17 protein-coding genes and 1 pseudogene are annotated in these 18,776 nt (G+C 67.1%); 7 read left to right on the top strand and 11 right to left on the bottom strand.

What is annotated here, in order from left to right; all coding sequences use genetic code 11:
* The first annotated feature begins 1,018 nt into the window (after window positions 1–1,018).
* Together ACIPK4_RS37065 and ACIPK4_RS37060 are read left to right on the top strand one after the other, a co-directional pair.
* Window positions 1,019–1,296 (top strand): annotated as a pseudogene (locus ACIPK4_RS37065) (group II intron maturase-specific domain-containing protein).
* A gap of 370 nt (window positions 1,297–1,666) precedes the next feature.
* Window positions 1,667–3,427, top strand: coding sequence for a SpoIIE family protein phosphatase (locus ACIPK4_RS37060; RefSeq protein ID WP_402321501.1), 1,761 nt, complete (start codon window positions 1,667–1,669; stop codon window positions 3,425–3,427).
* Window positions 3,428–4,010: 583 nt separating this feature from the next.
* Here the strand turns inward: ACIPK4_RS37060 and ACIPK4_RS37055 are convergent.
* Window positions 4,011–4,892, bottom strand: coding sequence for a helix-turn-helix domain-containing protein (locus ACIPK4_RS37055; protein ID WP_402321499.1), 882 nt, complete (start codon window positions 4,890–4,892; stop codon window positions 4,011–4,013).
* 229 nt (window positions 4,893–5,121) lie between these two features.
* Here ACIPK4_RS37055 and ACIPK4_RS37050 point away from each other — a divergent pair, with 229 nt between their 5' ends.
* A complete protein-coding gene (locus ACIPK4_RS37050) occupies window positions 5,122–5,244 on the top strand; it encodes a hypothetical protein (protein WP_402321496.1) in 123 nt (40 codons plus the stop codon).
* A gap of 290 nt (window positions 5,245–5,534) precedes the next feature.
* On the opposite strand, the gene ACIPK4_RS37045 is transcribed toward ACIPK4_RS37050, so the two are convergent.
* Window positions 5,535–5,723, bottom strand: a complete 189-nt coding sequence (locus ACIPK4_RS37045; RefSeq protein WP_402321494.1) for a hypothetical protein — start codon at window positions 5,721–5,723, stop codon at window positions 5,535–5,537.
* Window positions 5,724–5,979: 256 nt separating this feature from the next.
* On the opposite strand from ACIPK4_RS37045, the gene ACIPK4_RS37040 reads away from it, so the two are divergent.
* Window positions 5,980–6,735, top strand: a complete 756-nt coding sequence (locus tag ACIPK4_RS37040) for a transposase family protein (RefSeq protein WP_402321491.1) — start codon at window positions 5,980–5,982, stop codon at window positions 6,733–6,735.
* A gap of 973 nt (window positions 6,736–7,708) precedes the next feature.
* On the opposite strand, the gene ACIPK4_RS37035 is transcribed toward ACIPK4_RS37040, so the two are convergent.
* From ACIPK4_RS37035 to ACIPK4_RS37020, 4 genes are all read right to left on the bottom strand, one after another.
* On the bottom strand, window positions 7,709–8,275 hold the full coding sequence (locus ACIPK4_RS37035; protein ID WP_402321519.1) for an SMI1/KNR4 family protein: 567 nt from the start codon (window positions 8,273–8,275) through the stop codon (window positions 7,709–7,711).
* Between the two features lie 416 nt (window positions 8,276–8,691).
* Window positions 8,692–8,988, bottom strand: coding sequence for a DUF6233 domain-containing protein (locus tag ACIPK4_RS37030; RefSeq protein ID WP_402321516.1), 297 nt, complete (start codon window positions 8,986–8,988; stop codon window positions 8,692–8,694).
* Window positions 8,871–9,392 (bottom strand): hypothetical protein, encoded by a 522-nt coding sequence (locus ACIPK4_RS37025; protein WP_402321522.1) that lies wholly within the window; start codon window positions 9,390–9,392, stop codon window positions 8,871–8,873. The genes ACIPK4_RS37030 and ACIPK4_RS37025 overlap by 118 nt, the downstream gene beginning before the upstream one ends.
* A 566-nt stretch (window positions 9,393–9,958) precedes the next feature.
* A complete protein-coding gene (locus ACIPK4_RS37020; protein WP_402321488.1) occupies window positions 9,959–10,216 on the bottom strand; it encodes a hypothetical protein in 258 nt (85 codons plus the stop codon).
* Window positions 10,217–11,731: 1,515 nt separating this feature from the next.
* On the opposite strand from ACIPK4_RS37020, the gene ACIPK4_RS37015 reads away from it, so the two are divergent.
* Window positions 11,732–12,085, top strand: a complete 354-nt coding sequence (locus ACIPK4_RS37015; RefSeq protein ID WP_402321485.1) for a hypothetical protein — start codon at window positions 11,732–11,734, stop codon at window positions 12,083–12,085.
* Window positions 12,086–12,149: 64 nt separating this feature from the next.
* Here the strand turns inward: ACIPK4_RS37015 and ACIPK4_RS37010 are convergent, their stop codons facing one another.
* The 4 genes from ACIPK4_RS37010 to ACIPK4_RS36995 form a co-directional block, all read right to left on the bottom strand.
* Window positions 12,150–13,139, bottom strand: coding sequence for a hypothetical protein (locus tag ACIPK4_RS37010; RefSeq protein WP_402321482.1), 990 nt, complete (start codon window positions 13,137–13,139; stop codon window positions 12,150–12,152).
* Between the two features lie 489 nt (window positions 13,140–13,628).
* Window positions 13,629–13,802 (bottom strand): hypothetical protein, encoded by a 174-nt coding sequence (locus ACIPK4_RS37005; protein ID WP_402321479.1) that lies wholly within the window; start codon window positions 13,800–13,802, stop codon window positions 13,629–13,631.
* A gap of 85 nt (window positions 13,803–13,887) precedes the next feature.
* Window positions 13,888–14,124, bottom strand: a complete 237-nt coding sequence (locus ACIPK4_RS37000; RefSeq protein WP_402321476.1) for a hypothetical protein — start codon at window positions 14,122–14,124, stop codon at window positions 13,888–13,890.
* Window positions 14,125–14,347: 223 nt separating this feature from the next.
* Window positions 14,348–15,586, bottom strand: a complete 1,239-nt coding sequence (locus ACIPK4_RS36995; RefSeq protein WP_402321473.1) for a hypothetical protein — start codon at window positions 15,584–15,586, stop codon at window positions 14,348–14,350.
* 190 nt (window positions 15,587–15,776) lie between these two features.
* Here ACIPK4_RS36995 and ACIPK4_RS36990 point away from each other — a divergent pair, with 190 nt between their 5' ends.
* Window positions 15,777–16,826, top strand: coding sequence for a hypothetical protein (locus ACIPK4_RS36990; protein WP_402321470.1), 1,050 nt, complete (start codon window positions 15,777–15,779; stop codon window positions 16,824–16,826).
* Window positions 16,827–16,903: 77 nt separating this feature from the next.
* Window positions 16,904–18,367, top strand: a complete 1,464-nt coding sequence (locus ACIPK4_RS36985; protein ID WP_402321467.1) for a phospholipase A2 — start codon at window positions 16,904–16,906, stop codon at window positions 18,365–18,367.
* Between the two features lie 148 nt (window positions 18,368–18,515).
* Here the strand turns inward: ACIPK4_RS36985 and ACIPK4_RS36980 are convergent, their stop codons facing one another.
* Entirely contained in the window at window positions 18,516–18,755 is a 240-nt protein-coding gene (locus ACIPK4_RS36980) for a hypothetical protein (protein ID WP_402321464.1), read from the bottom strand.
* Window positions 18,756–18,776: the final 21 nt, after the last annotated feature.

The raw sequence follows: 18,776 nt of genomic DNA, 5'->3' as shown, positions 1-18,776 counted from the left end.
GAACAACACCCACAACTCATCCGGCACCAGCCGCTCAACCAAATCCGTCATGCACGATTCAACGAACGATCACGCCATAAGAAACGGCGTCTAAGAAGCGGGGTGGCAGGGAGGCGCCGGCCAGTGGTCCACGGGGGTAGATGTTGCCGGGCGGGGCACCCCGTGATTCCACGCGCACCTCCAGCTTTCTGATGATCACGGCACGATCAACAGTGGCCTCAACAAGAAGATCCACGGAACTTCCCCCCAGCCACACCCACCCAGGAGACCTGCCCATCCAGTCACCGTAGGCCGACTTGTCTGACTCGGGTGGAGGGCCGATGTGTCCCTGCATACCACCGTACTGTTCAGCCTTCAGGATGATGGGGACTAGAGGTGTGGAAGCCAGCATGGCATCACGGCCACGCAAGATGGCTTTGTCGGCCCCGCGGGCCACGAGCCCGCCGAGAGCTGATGCGAGGCCCGCGAGAAGCGCCGCCACGATCCACTTACCAATCCCCGGCACTGCGAAAGCCACAGCAACAGCAGCAACCAATAGGGCAACGACGCCAGCTCGCAACCAGAGTCGACGAGACCCCACAGCTACCTCCTCTGGCTGCCTCCCGAAGCACCATGCTGCCTCTCCCCGGAATGGATTGGGTGAGACACGCTCTCCTGTGACAGGGAACCTTGAGCGTGTGCCATCGGATCGCCCCGGAACTGCGGTGCCGTGTGACCTTCGGGCCGCCACGGTCGGCCGCGCCGCCGGAGCGGTCCTCCTCGGGCGACAGGTTCGGCGACAGCAAGCCTCTGACCTGCTGTGATCAAACTGCGATGACACAAAATCGCATCCGTCAAAGTTCGATGGCGCAAGATCAAGGTTCGATGGCACAGGAGTGCGCCACGAGGCGCTACGTAATCGAGTGGAGGTGAAAGACCACCACCACCGGGTCGTCGCAGCGGCCTGGTGAAGCTGGGGGCAGCCTGATCCGGGGAACGCCGGGGAGGGCGGTAAGCAGCCCCGACAACGGCGGGACGGATCAATCCGGCGGTGCGGGGCTGGTGCGCCTACTTCCGGCCCGGGTGTCCTTCGCGACCTTCTCCTACCTGCGCAACTACATGTGGCACACGGTCTGGAGATGGGTCCAGCGCAAACACCCCAAGACGGGCCGAAGGAAGATCTTCAGCCGCTACTGCGGCCGTAGATCATGGTGGACCGGGGAGACCCGGGAGTTGTTCAACCCGATCACGGTAGGCACCACTCGCTACCGCTACCGGGGTGTGGCGATTCCCACGCCCTGGGACATCACGGGATAAGGGCAACCACCACGAACCCCTTCGGGGCTTGTGGAGAGCCGGGTGCGGTGCCAAGTCGCATGCCCGGTTCGGGAAGCGGTTCCGGGAAACGGGCCGGTCGAAAGACCGGAACCGAAGCGGTTCGCAGCGAAGACCGGGTACTGATGGTTCGTCTCACCGATGGTCAATCGAACACGTCAGCGGTGCATCGAACGCCGGACAGAAGCAATCAGGCACATGTGACCGTGTCGCCGATGCCACAAGGGCTCTGCGGACCTCTGAACTGCGGCACGCCCCCGTTCCGCTTTCATGCACCCCACCTCGCCGCGAGAGGACACTTCGCCGGACGGGGTATGCATCGGCTCCGGGGGAAGAAAGCGAGAGGAAACCCGTGGACGGTGAGGACCCCATGCCGCAGTGGCTCCTTCCGGAAGGTGATGGCCTTCCGGCGCGTCAGCTTGTAGAAGGGACCTTGGCCCCCGTCGTCGTTCTCGACGCGCAGCTGCGCCATCTGTACGTCAACCCGGCATGGGTCCAGGTCAGCGGCGTGCCCGCCACTGCGTTCCTGGGACGAACGCTCGGGGAAGTACTGCCGGACCTCCAGAGCCCGGACGACGTCCTGTTCGAGGTGCTCGCAGACGGTCAACCTCGGGAGGCAACCATCGCAGGAACGACAGGGGTCTCCTCACCGCTGGGGCAGAGGCTCTGGCGCGCGGTCTATCACCGGGTGGATCTACCGGGACAGGACGCGCGTCTATGCGGGATCGGCGTGGAGATCAGCAATCTGCGCCGCTATATGGACGACCTGGAGACCGCACATCAGAGGCTTGCCCTGCTGGACGCCGCTGCCGCGCGCGTCGGCACGACACTCGACATCGAAACCACATGCCAGGAGCTGGTCGACTTCCTGGCCCCCTCACTCGCCGACATGGCCGCGGTGGGAATCGTCGAAGAGGAGTTCACCGGCGCTCCCCCACCCCCTCCCGGCTTCCTGCGGCTGCGCAAGGTGAGGGGCTCAGCACCCCCTGGGATGGAATGGGTGCTGCAGCAGCTGGGCGGACCGGGACCGTACGTCGACGTTCCCCGTGGCGTCGCAACACGCCATTGCCTGGACAGCGGGCGACCATGGCTGGGCAACCTGGCCTCGGACGAGCTGTTCCAGAAGGTGACCACGGACCCCAAACGGACCAAGATCTTCCGAGCCGCCGGCATCCACTCGCTTCTCGTCACCCCGCTGATCACGGCAGGCCGCCCGGTCGGCGTCGTCCTTCTGGGTCGGGCCGGCGCATCGCAGCCCTTCGACGACAACGACCTCGCGACGCTCCAGGCGCTGGCCGGCCGAGCCGCCGTCTCCATCGACAGTGCGCGCCGCTACAGCTACGAACACACCATGGCGCTGGAACTCCAGCGGGCCCTGCTGTCCGAACCCCGCACCCCCCACCCCGCTGTGGAGGTGGCCGCCCGCTACCTCCCCTCCGGCCACAGCGTCCTCGTCGGCGGGGACTGGTACGACTCGATTCCCCTGCCGGGCTCCCGCACCTTGCTGGTCATGGGCGATGTGATGGGCCACGGCTTCCAGGCCGCTGTCGCCATGAGCCAGTACCGCTCCCTGCTGCGCACCATCGCCGCTTTCGGCGCGGGCGTCGACAAGATCCTCGGCGAGTTCGACCGCCAGGTCGCGCACCTCGGCCTTGACCGCCTCGCCACCTGTCTGCTCGCGGTCATGGATCCCGGTGCGGGCACCTGTACGACGGCCAGCGCCGGGCACCTGCCGCCCGCTGCCGTGCGACCGGACGGCACCATCGAGGTCTTGTGGCTCCCGGCCGGCCCGCCCATCGGCACCGGAATCGGCGGCTACGAATCGATCACCGTACGAATGGACCGCCGCACCACTCTGCTGCTCTACACGGACGGCCTGGTGGAACGCCGCGGCACAGACATCGACATCTCGGTGCAGGCGCTGGAGACGGTGAGCCTGCCGGCGGACGGCCCTCTCGACGACATGCTGGACACGCTCCTGACCCGCCTGGCGAACGGTGCGTACGAGGACGACGTCGCGATCCTCGCCGCTCGCCAGGCGACGGAAACGAACGACCCTCCCCGCCCGACCTTCGATGAGAAGCGCTCAACCTTCGCTGCGACAGAACAGTGACGAGGCGGCGCGGTGCAGGCGATCACTTGGCCAGGAAATCGAAGTCGGGTCGCCCGGAGGGGGCTCACCTCCGGGCTCCCACAGAACCGTGCGTGAACCTCTCGGTTCACACGGCTCTTGTCATCCTGGTCACCAGGCCCTCGGGGTCACCGCCCAGTGGGCGAAGAGTCTCGGGTGCTGGGTGGCAACGCTGACACCAGCGGCCAACCGGGCCGGACGGGCTTCGTCACTCCCGCGCCAGGGCGACGTCGCGCCGCCGAAGGTCTTGCACCGCCAAGGCCACACCCCGGCCATCGGGACCGCGTTCGGCATCCCGCGTGACATCCGCAGGCGGGAGTCGACGCCAGCTGGGGGGATGCGCACGGTTGGTCCTAGGCCCGCCTGGCCGACGAAATCAACCAGGGCCCCGGGACGACGTTTCGAGGGAGTACGTCGCCCGGTGGGAACGCGGCAAGGTCGCCTCCCCCGCCTTGTACCTCGCGGCACCATCGGCGTGCTGGATGGAGGACTCGGTGATGCGACGTGCGTTCCTCACCGATGTAGGCGCCACGCCGCCACGCGGTGATCGGCGCTGGGGCGGTGCTCACGGTCGGCCGGCAAGCGGTGCGGCCGGGAGCTCCTCGGTGGCGCGGGTGATGAAGTGGCGGGTGCTGTCCGGGGGCAGGGCCTGGACTTGAAGGTGGTCGTACATGGCGCCGTAGCGTTCGACGTCGGATCGTTTCTCCAGATACAGGTCGCTGGTGAACCGCTCCAGATACACCGTCCCGGCCCCGGGAGCTTCCGCTTCGAAGTGGAGGATGGAGAACTGTCCCGAGATGCCCGGGTGGGCCCCCGCAGCGTGTGGCAGGACCTGCACGGTGATGTGCGGCTGCGCGGCGAGGTGGTTCAGGTACTCGAGTTGTTCACGCATGACCTCGGGGCTGCCGACCACACGGCGCAAGGCCGACTCGTCCAGCACGACCCGTAAACGGAAAGAGCGGGCGGGGTGGTGGGCCCGGGGCTGGCGGCGCAGCCGGACCTCACGGCGTACCGCGATCTGTTCAGGGGTGGCCTGAGGGATCGTTTCCGCGATGACCGCGGCCGCGTAGGCGGGGGTTTGCAGCAGGCCGGGGATCACCAGCGGCTCGTAGGAGCGGATCGAGGAGGCCTCGGTTTCCAGGGCGATGTAGACGGCGTAGGGAACCTCGCCGCAGGCGACCCACCAGCCTTGGCGTTCCGCTTCCCTGGCCATCCGCATCAACGAGTCCACGACCTGCGGATCCGTGACCCCGTAGAGGGCGCACAGGTCCCGCACGTCACGGGCCTTGATAACGCGGTGGCCGTTCTCCAGGAAACTGATCTTAGGCTGGGAGATCAACAGCTTCTGGGCCACCTGCTTACTGGTCAGGCCGCTGGCCAGGCGGAGCCGGCGCAGCTCCGCGCCCAGCCGGCGCCTCCTGACGGTGGGATTTCCGTTCACCGCCACGGGCGGTCTACCTCCGGCTCGAACCCATCTACCAGCCGCGGAAATGACACGGTGCGGCCCCGGCGAGCGCGCTCGCCGTGCGGTAACGATCAACGAGGCCCGCCGACGAGCGTCACGTCCCACCAACGAACCGCGTGCCCAGCCAGGGCAGCATTCACCCAGACGCCATACCGGCTGCCCGCCTGCCTGCCGCGTTTCGCGACGCATCTGGAGCGGCATCGGGGGGTTGATGCTTGCCCGCTCCGGCGACCGGGCCGGCGGCATGGCCCACGCCACCCCCGCGTTGAACGCCCTGGCCCATGAAAAGCACAGCCTGGCCCTGCGCATGCTCCTCGCCGAAATCCAGGCCTGAGCTACCGGGGGACGATCACCGAGGCCATCCCCACACCCGCACGCCGGCGGCGGGTCAACGGCCCGCTGTTTTTGCCCCCCACTCCGGGCCAGGAGCGCGCAGCGGATACCGCCGCCGGCATGCCATTCCATTACCGGCGAGGCCTGCGTTCCGTGCTCTTGGCACCAGCCCACGGGGACGACGCCGCCGCAGTCGTGCCGCGTGCACGCAGCTCTGCCCCGGGCCCGCGTACGCCACCGCGTGGCGCTCCACACCGACGCCGCCGAGGCGGCGCCCCGCAGGCCGGCCGGTCAGGCCAGGCCAGGCCAGGCCAGGGTGAGAGTTGTGCGCAGCAGGTCCAGGAAGACGGTGGCCTCGCGGCTGGAGGGGCCGTCCGTCCGCGAGGCCAGAGCGACCCGGGCGCGTAGCGGCGGCTCGGTGATCTCCAGCGTCCGCAGCCCGAGGGCTGACGCCGCGCCGACAGGCAGAGCGGGAACCACCGCCACGCCGAGGCGCGCGCAGCGAGCTTGGCGAGGAACCGCAGAGCGGCTACCTCGAAGGCGATACGGGGCCGGAACCCGGCCTGCGCCGACGCACAGTCGAGTACTCCACGGATACCCGTGCCACGCGGCACGCTGATCAGTGAGCCTTTTCCAACCTGGTGGTGCTGGGGGCGTGTTGGACGGATCAACGGAACGACGAAGCTCCTGGTAGACGGGTTCACGACCAAGATCCGCCGTCCGCCAGGAGCTTCGCGTGCTTGTCTACCCGTCGTCGATCGACCTGTCCAGTCGCACCCTGCGGTACCTGACCGGACGACTCGCTGTACGGCGAGGGGAGATCGGGACCCGGTGGCGGCGTCTGACCACCGGCCGTCAGGCTCTCCTCGCCCTGGCCCATCTGCGGTGCGGTGACACCTACGCCCAGCTCGCCGCCGGGTTCGGGATCGGCATCGCGACCGCGTACCGCTACATACGCGAGGCCGTCGACGTACTGGCCGCTCTCGCGCCCACCCTGGCCGACGCGATGCACGTCGCGCGGACCAAGGCGTTCGTAATCCTGGACGGCACCCTGCTACCGATTGACCGGATCGCCACCGACACCCCGTACTACTCGGGAAAACACAAACGTCACGGCATGAACGTCCAGGTCCTCACCGACCCGTTCGGCCGCCTGCTGTGGGCCTCGCCCGCGCTGCCCGGCTCCACCCACGACCTGACCGCCGCCCGCACCCACGGCATCATCGATGCACTCACCGACGCCGGCCTCAAGTGCTGGGCCGACAAGGCATACCAGGGCGCCGACGGCTCCATCCGGGTGCCGTTCCGCGGACGCCGCCTCAAGCGGTGGCAGCGCCGCCACAACAGCACCCACGCCAAGATCCGCTGCCTCGGCGAGCAGGCCATGGCCACCCTGAAGGGCTGGCGCCTCCTACGCAAGCTCCGCTGCAGCACCAACCGCATCACAGCGGTCGTCCAAGCCGTCCTCGTCCTTCACCACGTGTCAACGTGAGGTTGGAAAAGGCTCACTGTCGCGGTCTGCAACAACTCGACATTCGCGAATTGGCCCGAAGGGGATACATGGTTCGGCCTCACCGACCGACACAAAGCCAGTGCATCCGCCCTCATTCAATGGACAAATGGAGCAACCGACGCGGTCAATTTCTTCGACCTGGGCGCATCGGTTAAATTCATGATTCCGGGATACAAGCCGGATGACATCGAAGGAGCCAAATGGCAAACCGTGCCACTTGGGCAGATCCGGTGCGACAGTAGACTCTCTACGGCACCCGCGTGTGTCATGTCTGGCCATAAGCCGGTTTGGAAGCTGGATGACCAACGCTATCCAGTAGCGGCCGCATACTACTGGCTGCTCCGGGAGAAACTCGCTTCCCACCCTGGAAGCCGAATGGAAAAATCCCCGCTACACCGAGAAGCCGACGGGCCGACTGCCACCGAAAATCGACGGCGGGTTTGCGATCGAGGTGTGACGGCGAATCTTGAACCATGGTCCGCCCACCCGGACGCCCTCGGCGACTCAAAAGGGATTCAGTGCGATGAATTCCCATTCGCCCGCACCAGGGAGAGTGGCGGCCAGACTTACACGAACGGAAAGCCGTGCGTGCAACTGTTTGCTAAGCCCGTGAATGGTAAGTGGATGCTCAACACGGACGGGCGCTACGCTCTACCCTCCGGCGCTACCTGGCCTCAAATATGTGGCCGCGCGGCCATTCCTGCCATTCAGAACGAAGCCGCTGGCTCCGACCTCGGAAACTTCTACCTGGCAAACCGCATGCTGCAGGATGACGGATTCTACTTCGAGTCGCCTCGATATGAAGGATGCAGCACGACTCAAGTCTGTACCATCCCGTAAGAGGATTTGATCACCGGGGGCGCGTCAGCCGACGTGCCCCCGGCTGGCTTTGTAAGCTTGTTATTTATCTACCAAGATCTTTTGGGTTTGACCTTGGCAGGTAATGAACAAGCTAAGAAAATCGCGGATCATACCACTCGATGGTTAGTTCGCCGGGCCGCACTCGCGGCATTAGCCCTCCGGCAGTCCCACGACCCCTGACGGAAGAATTCATTTCCCCTAGCATGCTCCGCAATGAGGGCCACTTCGGCTGATACTGCAAGCGCCCGTCGTCATAGGCAAGCACGGAACCGAGCAATGGGCCGGTACGATTGTCTAGAAACAGTTGACCTCCAGCTGAGTCGCTGGCAAGGGGCAGCCAATCTGAATGACAGGTAAGGCCGTAATTGTCCACAAGCGTACCTCGCCTACGCTCGTATTCTATATCCTCCAGCATGACGGTGCGATCAATCAAAATTTGATCGACACTCTTGAGAGAATACCCCCCGGGGAGATAGGCAGAAAGCGCGCCGCCTCGCGTGACAGGAGGGGCTCCATTGTGGCAGCGGAGAAGGGCCGGCAAGTCTGGGGGGGGAAGATACCCTACTGTGCCAAGCCTCTCGATCTCGCTTTCGCTGGCAGGTGGGTTCAGGGAGAGGAGAGTTCCCGGGGCGTTTGCTTCTAGCCAAGCGCGAAACATTTCCCACTCCTCGGCTATCGATAAAATCTGCATTGAAGGCTCCTTGTTGAGGTCGAACTTCCGGCACCCTATGGCATTTTTCGCTTTTCGCCGACAAGGTGGCAAAATGGATTGAAGGACCATGTCGTTGTCGGGGTCTTACCCTCAACTTACCTTCATTGCGCGGTCTCGTGTCTAAACGCCGGCAGAATCAGCCGCTCGCCTCTCGCTTTGCGCCGCCACCTATCCGGGAGTGCCTCCTTCACAGCCCTGGCTGCGGCCCTCGACCCGTGCGACGCCCGATCGCTCTGACCAGCGCGACCACGGCGACTCCCATCCCCTCTTCGGCGGCTTGGCAAGGCCAGCTCCGTACTGTCGGGCGCCCCAGGACGCCCACGTGATCAGGGCCCCCGGTCCCCCGGGTGTAGCCGGTCGGTTCAGATCCGGGTGCGGCTCTCGATCCGGACCCGGCCCGGAGGGTTCTCCATGTCATCCACGTGGTGAACAACGCGCGAATCCGTCGGTCGTTGCCCCCGTGCGCCGTCTCCCGCTGGTGCCGGCCATTGCAGGTCGAGCAGGCCCAGCTCGCGATCCGGGCGGCACAGCGGGCACGCAATCACGGAGGGCACGGTACGCAGCACTTCCATGGCCATGTCCCGGGTGACGGAGCGAGAGCGGGGTCCCTGGGGGCAGTCGCTGGTGTGGACGCGGGTCGGCTGTCGCTGGACGCCGATGCCGTACTCGCTCCACCACCGCGACGGCTCCGGGGCGGCCGTCGGCGAGCGATCTCGGCCTCGGCTTCCCGCACCGCCTTGATCTTGGTGTCGACACGTTCCACCAGGCCCGAGATCCCTGCGGCCGTACGCGCCAGGTCGGTACGGTCCCGGGCGGGGTGAGGCCGGCGCAGGGCTGCGGCGAGGAGCGCCAGGTCCTCGCGCATCTCCCCGAGGACTGCGTCGGGCGCCCGTCCGTTGTAGCCGCCCCGGTGCCGCTCGAAGGCGCCCTCCAGGTAGGCGAGATCGCCTGCGCTGTCGGCGTCCAGGCCGGTGTCGATGCCTTCCCGGGCCTGTGCGATGCCTCGCAGCACGGCGAACCCCGCCGTGGCCGCCACCAGGGTGAACAGCTGTCGTCGCTTCACGTCGTCGTCCTCCATCCTCTGCTGCCTGCGGTGGCGCCGGGTGTTCTCCAGGGCCTGGTCCAGTTGCTTGTCGGTCAGGCCGTAGACGGTGCGGGACGTAGACGGTGCGGATCTCCGGACGCCAGACCGGAGTCGGTAACCGCTTCTCGGTCTCCCAGCGCTTCAGGTTCTCGACCGTGCACACGAGGCCGGCGTCGGTCATACGCTTGGCCTGCTGTTCTCGGGTCCGCTCCGCCCGTTCCCTGATGGTGTGCCCTGCGCGCCAGCGTCGCGCGTGCCGAAAGCCCGAAGAGGACGGGCGGGAAGGCCACGGCCTCCGGGAAGACCACGGCCGGGAAGAAGCTGGCCGCGAAGAAGCGGATCCGCTCCAATCTGAGCGGCCTGTCGAAGGCAGACCTCTACAAGAAGGCGGCAGCCGCCAATTTCCCTGGCCGCTCGAACATGACCCGCGACGACCTGACGAAGGCACTGTCCCGACCATGACCCGGGAAGGCCACGACCCACGGCCTGCCCGCCTCTGCGACGAAGCGCCGGATCGGCGGAGGGGCGCTCCGCGAGCGGTCACCTCATGGTGGACAGCGACGGCGTTCCTCTTCCAAGGTCCGGGAAGCGCCCTCACCTGAATCCGCCAGAGCACTGGCCTGTGCCGTGGGCGGGCGGGTCATCGCCCGCCCACGGCACAGGCCGAGCAGGTCGAGCAGCTGCGCGAGGTCGGTGCGATCGATGGCGCGGTCAGCGACTGCCCGGCGCGCGGCGTCCCGGTCCACGGACCCCACCGGTGACAGCAGCGTCGATGCCTCCGTGGAGGAGAAGGGGTCTTTCATGGCGTGATGCCACCACAAACCACATCACCTGGCAGGGTGTACTGCTCCAACCGGCCTTGACCCGGCTCCGCAGGCGGGAGGCAGCGAAGCGGCAGCAGAGGCGCCGTTGGCCGTGGATTGTCTGTTCTCCCATCCCGCATCCATGATCCCCTTGATCCCTTGCGGACCAAGGGGGAAACGATGGACAAGGCGAGGCTGTTCCAGGACGGTCTCGTGGGTGCGAGGGTCTATGCCCACGAGATCGCTGATGAGCCCTGGTGGCGCCGGGAGAAGGTCCCGCTGGTCTGTCTGTTCTGCACGACACCCGTGGTGTCGCAGCGGGCCCCGGTGGGCCGCGCCCGCAGGAACGCGCTGTTCCGGCTGGCGGCAGGCCGGACCCATAAGGATGTTTGCCCTCTCAACCCGACCGAGGTCCAGCAGAATGCGTGGCTCCCAGGGCGTTGCCGTCATCAGCGGAGATGAGCTGCACCTCTTGCTGCCCGGCGACTTGACCCAAATCGATATTCCGACCGGTGTCGACGACGACTCTGCTGGGGCCGGCGGCCACGTCGGGGTGGACATCGCCACGGTACGGCCGCTGCTGCCCCCGCTGATCAACAGTGCAGTGGTCATCGCCCGGTTCCTGCAGAAGCACGATTTCGACCCCGCGGTGGTCGCCCGGTTCAAGGTGCGCCGCCCGGGCAAGGACACGGCGGCGGTGGCCTGGAGCGAGTTCTGCCACGGCCCGTCACCCGACGGCCAGGCCAGGCTGTACACGCGCCTGACCACCGGTCCCAAGCCCACCCATCCGGTCGCTCTGTACGGCCGCGTCACCTCCGTCAGCAACGACAGCCGCCACACGCCCGTCCTGCGGGAACGACTTCACCCTACGCATTCGCTCCGACCACCCCAGCCTTCTCGCACCGCTCACGGTCGGCGACTACGTCCTGGCTGTCGGCCCCTGGAAGGTCTGGACCCCGGACCAGGGCAGGCCAGAACTGCAGATGTTCGCAGAGGAACACTGGCAGCTCGCCCACTGGACCTACGACGACACCACCGGCCACAGCGGCCCACCCGCCTGCCCACCACCGCTCTCCCTCGCCCAGCGCACCCTGCGCCAGGTCCGCACCGCGGCAGCAGCACCCAAACCCGCGCCGGGGCCGCCCAGCAGTACCTCCGCGGTCCCCCGGTCGTTGCCGACCACTTTCCCCCCGGCCCCGGTTCCGGCAGCGGCACCAACGCCGCCCCCGCTCCTGCCCGCCGCGCCCCCGCCGACGCCCGTCACGCCGACACCCCCGTCGGCTCCGCCCATGCCGGGCCCCGCGATGCCCGAACTGCCGCCCGCACCTGCCGTGCCGCCGCGGCCCACGGTTCCGCCCCAACCCACGAGCCCGCCGCCCACTCGCACGCGCCGCAGCTGGTGGCTGTTCGGCCGACGCCGCTGAAGCCTCCATCGGCGGCGGGCGCCGACGCGGTTGAGGTTGGCGCGGCCGATCTCTGTCCACGGATATGTAGGCACTGGAACAGCGCTGTTTCATGGACGGACTACCCGTCAGCCCAGCCGCGCGCAGTTCCCCCGGACGCGCCCAGAGCCTGAACGCCGAGATCGATGCCGCGGGGCTGCCCTTCCTCCACCGGTTCGTCGAGCTCGCCGTCGCCTTCCAGCACGCCGTGCGCGAAGAAGACCAGGAGCTGGCCGCCGCCATCGGCCGGCTGCGCGAACTCACCGCGACCGGCAACTTCGCCTACTTCACCGACATCGCGCTCTTCATGGCTGAGACGCCCATGCCTGAGCCCTCTGCCGCCCGCTGGGTCACCGCCCAGGAGGACGTTCGCGCCGCCTGGCGCAGTCTTCTCCAGACGCGGCAGGAGCTGCTCGCCGGGCACTGACCTCGTGCAAGGCGGCTGCCCCGAACAGAATCGTGGCCGGGGCCGCCACTCAACCACTGTCGATTCAGGGGCCGAGCAAGGGCACGATCCGCGCTACGCGATGCCATCCGGCGATGAGGATGCCAGCGACAGCTGCCGCACCCGCGACCAGCCAAGGGCGCAATTCTTCGGAAATAAATCCGACTTTAGGGAGGAGTGCTGTCATCGCGACAGCGGCGATCAGTGCAGCAACAATACCGGCTGCAAAGTGCAGCGACTCCCGGAAAGCCATGCGAGTGGCAGACGGCGGGCTTAGCCCTGCCAGTTTTTCCTCAGGAAGCAGCCCGCCTACCATACCTTGCGAATACCGCTCTCCAATTTCGACAAGCATCGCGCCATACTCTTTCAGCCCTTTTTGGGGGTCGATATCGACACGGGCTAGCTGTGCGCGGAGGGCCTGAACGACGATCTGTCCATGTTGGCGTGCAGGTAGGCGCCGAGGAGAGCGGCGGGGAATGGACCGACAGGCGCTGTAGGCGTCTAGGATGTGCCGTTCGCCACTTCGGCAGTCGCGGTCAAGGCGGCGCACGGCTGCACTGCGTTCGGCAGGCTCCATATGGTAGGCGTCAGCGCATTTGGTCAGAACGCGAGTTGTCTCGTCAACAAGGGAGTATGGCAGATCGGGGCGGCGCTTCATTATCAGTGCAACAATGGGAAGCCCCAGCGCCAAAGATGCTGCAGCTCCAGTGGAACCCCCAACAATAATGCCTACGGCGGATGCAATAGATAAGTCCGGCGGGTGGTTGATGAAGTTACTCGTCTTCAGTCCTTCCCATCCCGCCTCCGCGTGGCTTGCGAACTGCTCTGAGGTATACCACCCGATGACGCGCATCACGGCCCCGATGACGCGATCGGTGAGCAGAACGCCGATTAAGGTGAATGTGCATATCATTCCGGCGGCTCCGAAGCAGGAGAACGCGGGAACTGATGTCCAGATAGTCAGCGCGGTGCGAGTCTGAGGTAGCCCGCTGGTAGTAATTCCCAGACGTTCCACGGAGTCGTCGAGCGCGGCCATACGACGTGCGGCTTCCGCTCGGCCGTTGCGACGTCTCTGTAGTCGAGTGCGCGCTCGCGCACGGCTGATGATGGTCAGCAGACTGTCGTTCGCCACTTCACTGTCCCCCTCTTCAACGGCGAGCTTGGCTCCGCGAGCCCGCCCCACATCATGGTCCAATTAGCGGTCCACGGCTGGCGGTTTGCTGCTATGCCACCTCATCGGCAGCTGGCTGATCGAGGAAGCCCTGCACTCAGGTGGTCCGAGGTACCCACCTCCTCAAGAGGCGACCCATGTCCGCAGCCGAAGGCTCCGCGACTCCGTCGATCCGAAGCTCTCCATCCGGCCTGCGGAACGGATAGCTTTCAACATCCTCGGGCAGGCTCCGGCCCTAGCGCTGGGCAAGCTCCTCCTCGCGGAGCGCGATCAGAACGCACAGGGGCCCGGACCAAATGTGGTCTGGGCCCCGCTCTCGTTCCTGGCCGGCTGTTCAGTGGCCGGGCGGTGAGGTCACTGGCTGTCGGTGTTCTTGCCCACGAGCGAGGACAGCAGCTCGACCATGGTCGCGTGGACCGTGCGCTGCTCGTCGATGAACCCGTCGATCTTCCGCTCCAGGCCGTCCAGACGCTGGGCGACGTGGCCGCTGAGGTTCTCGACCTTCTGTCTGACACCAGACTGCGGCACGCTGCGCGCCGGGGGGCCTTCCGTTCAGCCCTCTGCGGAACGACAGCGATGCCCGCGACGTCACCAGCTGCGCGTGGTGAGGGTCTCAGTGGCAGGGTTGCTGATTTTGACTGCGGTCTTCGACGATCTGCTTCAGCCGTGAGAGTGGAATGATCTTCTGGCCGGAGCGGTACTCGCTCCAGACGCTCCGGCTTCCCGTGTACCGCTGTTCGAGCTGGCTCACTGTGTACTCGGCGGTCAGGTCCCGCAGGAACTGCGCGAGCTCGTTCGCCTCGGCCGTGCGGCCCTTTAACGGGCCCGGCGGGCGTCCTGGTCTGCTCATTTGTCCCCCTCCATGGTCCAACTTGTTCACGCATGTTCGTGCAAGCTTGCGGATGTACGGAGTCTCTACCTTCGCTGACCTGCACAGACGCAGGTACGAGCCGCCATAATCAGATCAGGTCCGCGACCACCGGAGCCATCTTGCCCAGCCGCCCACGCCGGCCTCCGACACTGTGGCCCGAACCGCCTGGTGACAGCGGCGCCACTAGTCCTTCAACGTCGACCTAGCAGCCGGCCTGCTCGGTACCGTTCCGATGGAGCGGTCTTTCCACCTTGATCACCGTTCCGGCAGGGTAGGAGGGGAAGGCGATGCGCCAGAGGTTGTCAGGCTGGCCGTCGACCGTGAGGCGGGTCAAGGTGGTGGACAGGTCGGGCGTGACGTCCAGTACCGCGAGGGCGTAATCGGCGCCGGCTCCCTCTTCGGAGCCCACGGTCACAGACTTGGCGCTCCAGCGGCCCGCACCGTCCGTGCTGTCCTGGCTCACCGGTCTGAGGATGAAGAATTCCTTGTCGACGCGCATGCCGATCCACAGCTGGTGTCCCTGGGCGGGTTGCCCCTGGCCGGAGACGTCGATGCAGCGGGGAATCGGGCCGTCGGCAGGCTTCTCGATGGTGACTGCGTATTCGGGCGGGCCAGGGGCGGGCGTTGCGGGAGCCGGTGATGTTCCGGGCTCGGGCTGACTCTTGCCGGGTTCCGCCAGGCCGGTGGAAAGGGGCTCAGGTCCGGCAGCGGATTGTGCGGTACGGCTGGGGCTGGACGCGCCGGATGGTGACGTGTCGGACTGGCCCTTCGGTCGCTCGGCCTGGTTGGCGATGACGAGTACCGCGGCCAGGGCCGCCAGCGCTGCCCACTGTGCGGGTGTTCTCCAGCGCCTGAGCCGGTCCGTCCGAGGCTTCGGGCCTCGGGCGGATCCTGCGGGCCGGGGCGATGAGAGCCGTGTGCCGGGTTGCGGTGGCGCCGCGGACGCATCGCCGGGGGGCGCGGAGTCGGTGTCAGACGGGGTGTCCGGGTCCGCAGATAACGCGGCGAGTTCGCCCCGGAGTTCGGCTGGCTCCGGGACGGCACCGGGAGCGCCGACGGCTGGCCCCGGCGAGGGTGCGGGGGCCTCGACCGCTCCCGCCGGACGCCTCGCGGGGACGGCCGCGTCCGGGGGCGGGAACTGGCTGGGGGCCGACGCGGCGGCAGTCGCGGCCGTGTGCAGCCGGCGTGCTTCCTGCAGCCTGTGTCCCCTGGTGCGCGGGTCGCGGGCGAAGCCGTCCTCGATGATCTGGTTGAGCCGCGCGAACGGAATGATCTTCTGGCCGGAGCGGTACTCGCTCCACACACTCCGGCTCAGGTCGTAGCGCTCCTCCAGCCGGCTGACCGTGTACTCGGACGTCAGGTCCCGCAGGAACTGCGCGAGTGCGTTGGCCTCGGCGGTGCGGCCCTTTAACGGCCCCGGCAGGCGCCCTGGTCGGTTCACTTCTCCCCCTTCAGCGGCCCACATGTTCGCGGACGTTCGCACAAGTTCGCGGATGTCCGGTCTTCGCAGCCGCTCTGACCTGCACTGACGTGATCACGGTCCAACGGATAATCAGATCAGGTTCCAGCGTGGTGTTCCACCGCTTCCGCCAACCAGGACAGCGGAATCCACCACGGCGAAGGGACCACCCGTGAAAGAGCCGTTCATACGCCGGCCCAAAGCCATAGCGGCCCTGGCCGGGCTGGTCCTGGCCGTCGGCCTGGCCGTCATCCCCGCCCAGGCCAGCGTCGACAACCACTACGCCAAGTCCGACTCGACCGGAACTATCGGCAAACAGGCAGCCCCCGGCGGGCCGGTCACCCGCGAGCAGATCATCAGCCGGGCCAAGTCCTGGGTCGAGCAGGAAGTCCCGTACAGCCAGACATCGGGCTGGAAGGACGAGGCCACCGGCGGCGCCTACCGGCGGGACTGCTCCGGCTTCGTGTCCATGACCTGGCAGCTGAGGACGAGCCTGACCACCGAGACCCTGTCCAGCGTCGCGCGGCGGATCTCCGTCAACGAGCTCGAGCCCGGTGACGCCCTCGTCAACGAGACGAGCCATGCCCTGCTGTTCGGAGGCTGGACCAACAAGGCCAAGGGCGACTTCTTCTACTACAGCGAACCGCGTCCCGGTGGGCGGGCCAACAAGGCCGACGCCAACATCCACGACTACAAGGTCGCCGGCTACTTCCCCAGCAGCTATGTCCCGCTCCGCTACAAGAACATCACCACCACCCCGCAGACACCCCCATCCGCGCCGGCACCCAAACCGAGCACCACCGCGCCGGCCCCAGAGCCGAAGCCGAGCACGACCATCACGCTGGCGCCCAAGCCCAGCACCACGACGCCCGGCCCGAAGCCGAGCACCACCGTGGCCCCCAGCCCGAGCACAACCACGGCGCCACGTCCCAAGCCCAGCACGACCACGTCGCCGAAGCCGACTGAGACCACTACGCCGCGCCCGAAGCCGAGCACGACCGCGGTGCCGACGCCGAGTGCCACCACTGCGGTCAATGCCCCGGAAGCTGACGATTCCCTGCCGGCTGTCTCCGTGCCATCCGCTCCGGCGTCGGCTCCGGCCACCCCCGTCGATGGGCTGCCGACCGCCGCCCCCGCTGCTCCGGACACCCTCTGCACGCCGGCCCACCGGACCCGGTTCCGGCTCTGGATCCCGCCTTTCCCCTTCGTTCTCACCTTCTGACCGGCCCGGGCCGCTGCCGCGCCCGCCGCGTCCACTCCACCTCAAACACCCAGAAGGGACCCCTGATGAACCCCGTCATGCCCACACACGACCGACAGACCCCCCAACGGCCCGTGAGTACGAGCTGGTGGCAGCGCATCCACGGCGCCATCCGCATGCTCTGCCTCCTCCTCATCGGTGTCGTGGCCATCGGCGTCACCGCGAACGCAGCCACCGAGCGTCAGCCAGGTTCCGAGGCCGTGGCCATGGAGCAGATCGTGGCGGCCGGCGATGCCGTCTTCGCCTTGGCCGCCGACCATCAGGCCGTCTACAAGTGGTCCGCCGAACAGGACAACTGGGAGTGGGTGAAGGACGGGGCCCAGAAGCTCTACCCGGGTGGTGACACCGTCTACGCGATCGAACCGGGCCGCGGGGACATCAGCAAGTACAACCCCAAGACCGGCCAGTGGCCCGTCATCGGCGGCCCGGGCGCCACCTTCGCGGCCACCTCCAAGCACCTCTACGGTGTCAGCCCCGACCACAACCTGGTCATGGAGTACACCGGCAAGGACGATATCTGGCGCAAGGTCGGCAATCGCGCCCAGGACCTCTACGCCGGCCCCCAGGGCACCCTGTACGTCACCAACCCCGACGACAAGAACATCGTCAAGTACGACGGCGAGTGGAACGTCGTCGGGGGCCCCGGTGCCACCTTCGCCGTCACCGACAAGAGCCTCTTCGGACTGACCCCTGATCACCGCACCGTCGTCCAGTACGACCCGGACACGAATAAGTGGAACCGCATCGGCGGTGCCGCCGGAACCATCTTCGCGAGCAACACCCTCTACGCCACCAACCCCGACACCGGCGACCTCTACAAGTACAACGGCCGCCCGGACGCGTGGAACCGTGTCAGTGGCCGCGCGCAGGCCTTCGCCACCAGCGGTCACTACATCTACCGCCTCGCCCCCGATCGCCGTTCCGTTCAGAAGTACGACGGCGACGGATCCAACGACGCGTGGCGCGACCTCGGAGCACCGACGCCCCCGGCCAGCCGTGAGGAGAAGGTCGCCCGCCTGGACAGTCTGACCCAGCTCGGCCCGGAGGCGACCGCAGACTGGACCCGGACACTCGACGCACACCACAACGTCGTGCCGGACCGGTACGAATTCCGCTGGACGACCAACGAATGCAACTTCCCCGCCAGGAAGACCGTCGATGGCTACGACTTCACCGCCGCATGCATCCGGCACGACTTCGGGTACCGCAACTACCGGGACCTGCACGGTGAGAAGGAATTCCGCTCCAACCCGAACGGAAAGGCACGCGTCGACGAGATCCTTCTCCAGGACGCGAACAACGTCTGCATCGAGCAGGGACGCCAGCCCACTCTCCGGACGCCCTTCGACTTCACCGCCTGCAAGGCGGCCGCTCAGACCTTCTACTACGGGGTCAAGTACGGGGAGCCCGTCGTCAACACGATCACCAACCCCGGCGATCTCCTCCCCAGCCCCGAGGAAGTAGTCAAGGGACTCCTGAAGTGGCCCGGCATGGGCCGCTGAGCCGACCCGCAGCCCCGGCGGAGCGCTTCCCTCAGCGCCCTGCCGGGGCTGCGGGCTGACGGCGGCACTGCCGAGGTGTCCCCCGTTTCATAGGTGGTCGCATGTGAACCATCGACCCCGGAAAGTCTTGGGGCTCGGCCCGTACCTGTCAGGGCGTGCGGACGACCGCTCCCGAGACGAACCACTGCACAAGAGCCGCAGCCAGATGCACCCCGGCCCGGGCCGCTTCCAAGGTCTCGGGCACGGCGCCGTTCTGAGCGCCGTGCCGCGAGGTCTGCCCCTCCCACAGTGCGCGCATCATCGCCTCTACCGGGGCTACCGGGTCGCCGGCCGGGCTGGGGATCGCGGTGGTGAACTTGTGCCGCGCCTGCTTGAACTCCCCCAGCATCGTGCCAAGCGTGGCGGACCA

It is taken from the genome of Streptomyces sp. NPDC086989 (assembly GCF_044745505.1).
Classification (GTDB): Bacteria; Actinomycetota; Actinomycetes; order Streptomycetales; family Streptomycetaceae; genus Streptomyces.
This window is presented reverse-complemented; position numbering and strand designations above follow the sequence as displayed.

What these genes read in the sequence shown, in the direction of transcription:
- ACIPK4_RS37050 (WP_402321496.1), top strand. Translation starts at nt 5,122, where the DNA reads ATGCTTGCCCGCTCCGGCGACCGGGCCGGCGGCATGGCCCACGCCACC.
- ACIPK4_RS37035 (WP_402321519.1), bottom strand. Translation starts at nt 8,275, where the DNA reads ATGTTTCGCGCTTGGCTAGAAGCAAACGCCCCGGGAACTCTCCTCTCC.
- ACIPK4_RS37020 (WP_402321488.1), bottom strand. Translation starts at nt 10,216, where the DNA reads ATGAAAGACCCCTTCTCCTCCACGGAGGCATCGACGCTGCTGTCACCG.
- ACIPK4_RS37015 (WP_402321485.1), top strand. Translation starts at nt 11,732, where the DNA reads ATGGACGGACTACCCGTCAGCCCAGCCGCGCGCAGTTCCCCCGGACGC.
- ACIPK4_RS37010 (WP_402321482.1), bottom strand. Translation starts at nt 13,139, where the DNA reads ATGGCCGCGCTCGACGACTCCGTGGAACGTCTGGGAATTACTACCAGC.
- ACIPK4_RS37000 (WP_402321476.1), bottom strand. Translation starts at nt 14,124, where the DNA reads ATGAGCAGACCAGGACGCCCGCCGGGCCCGTTAAAGGGCCGCACGGCC.
- ACIPK4_RS36985 (WP_402321467.1), top strand. Translation starts at nt 16,904, where the DNA reads ATGCCCACACACGACCGACAGACCCCCCAACGGCCCGTGAGTACGAGC.
- ACIPK4_RS36980 (WP_402321464.1), bottom strand. Translation starts at nt 18,755, where the DNA reads ATGCTGGGGGAGTTCAAGCAGGCGCGGCACAAGTTCACCACCGCGATC.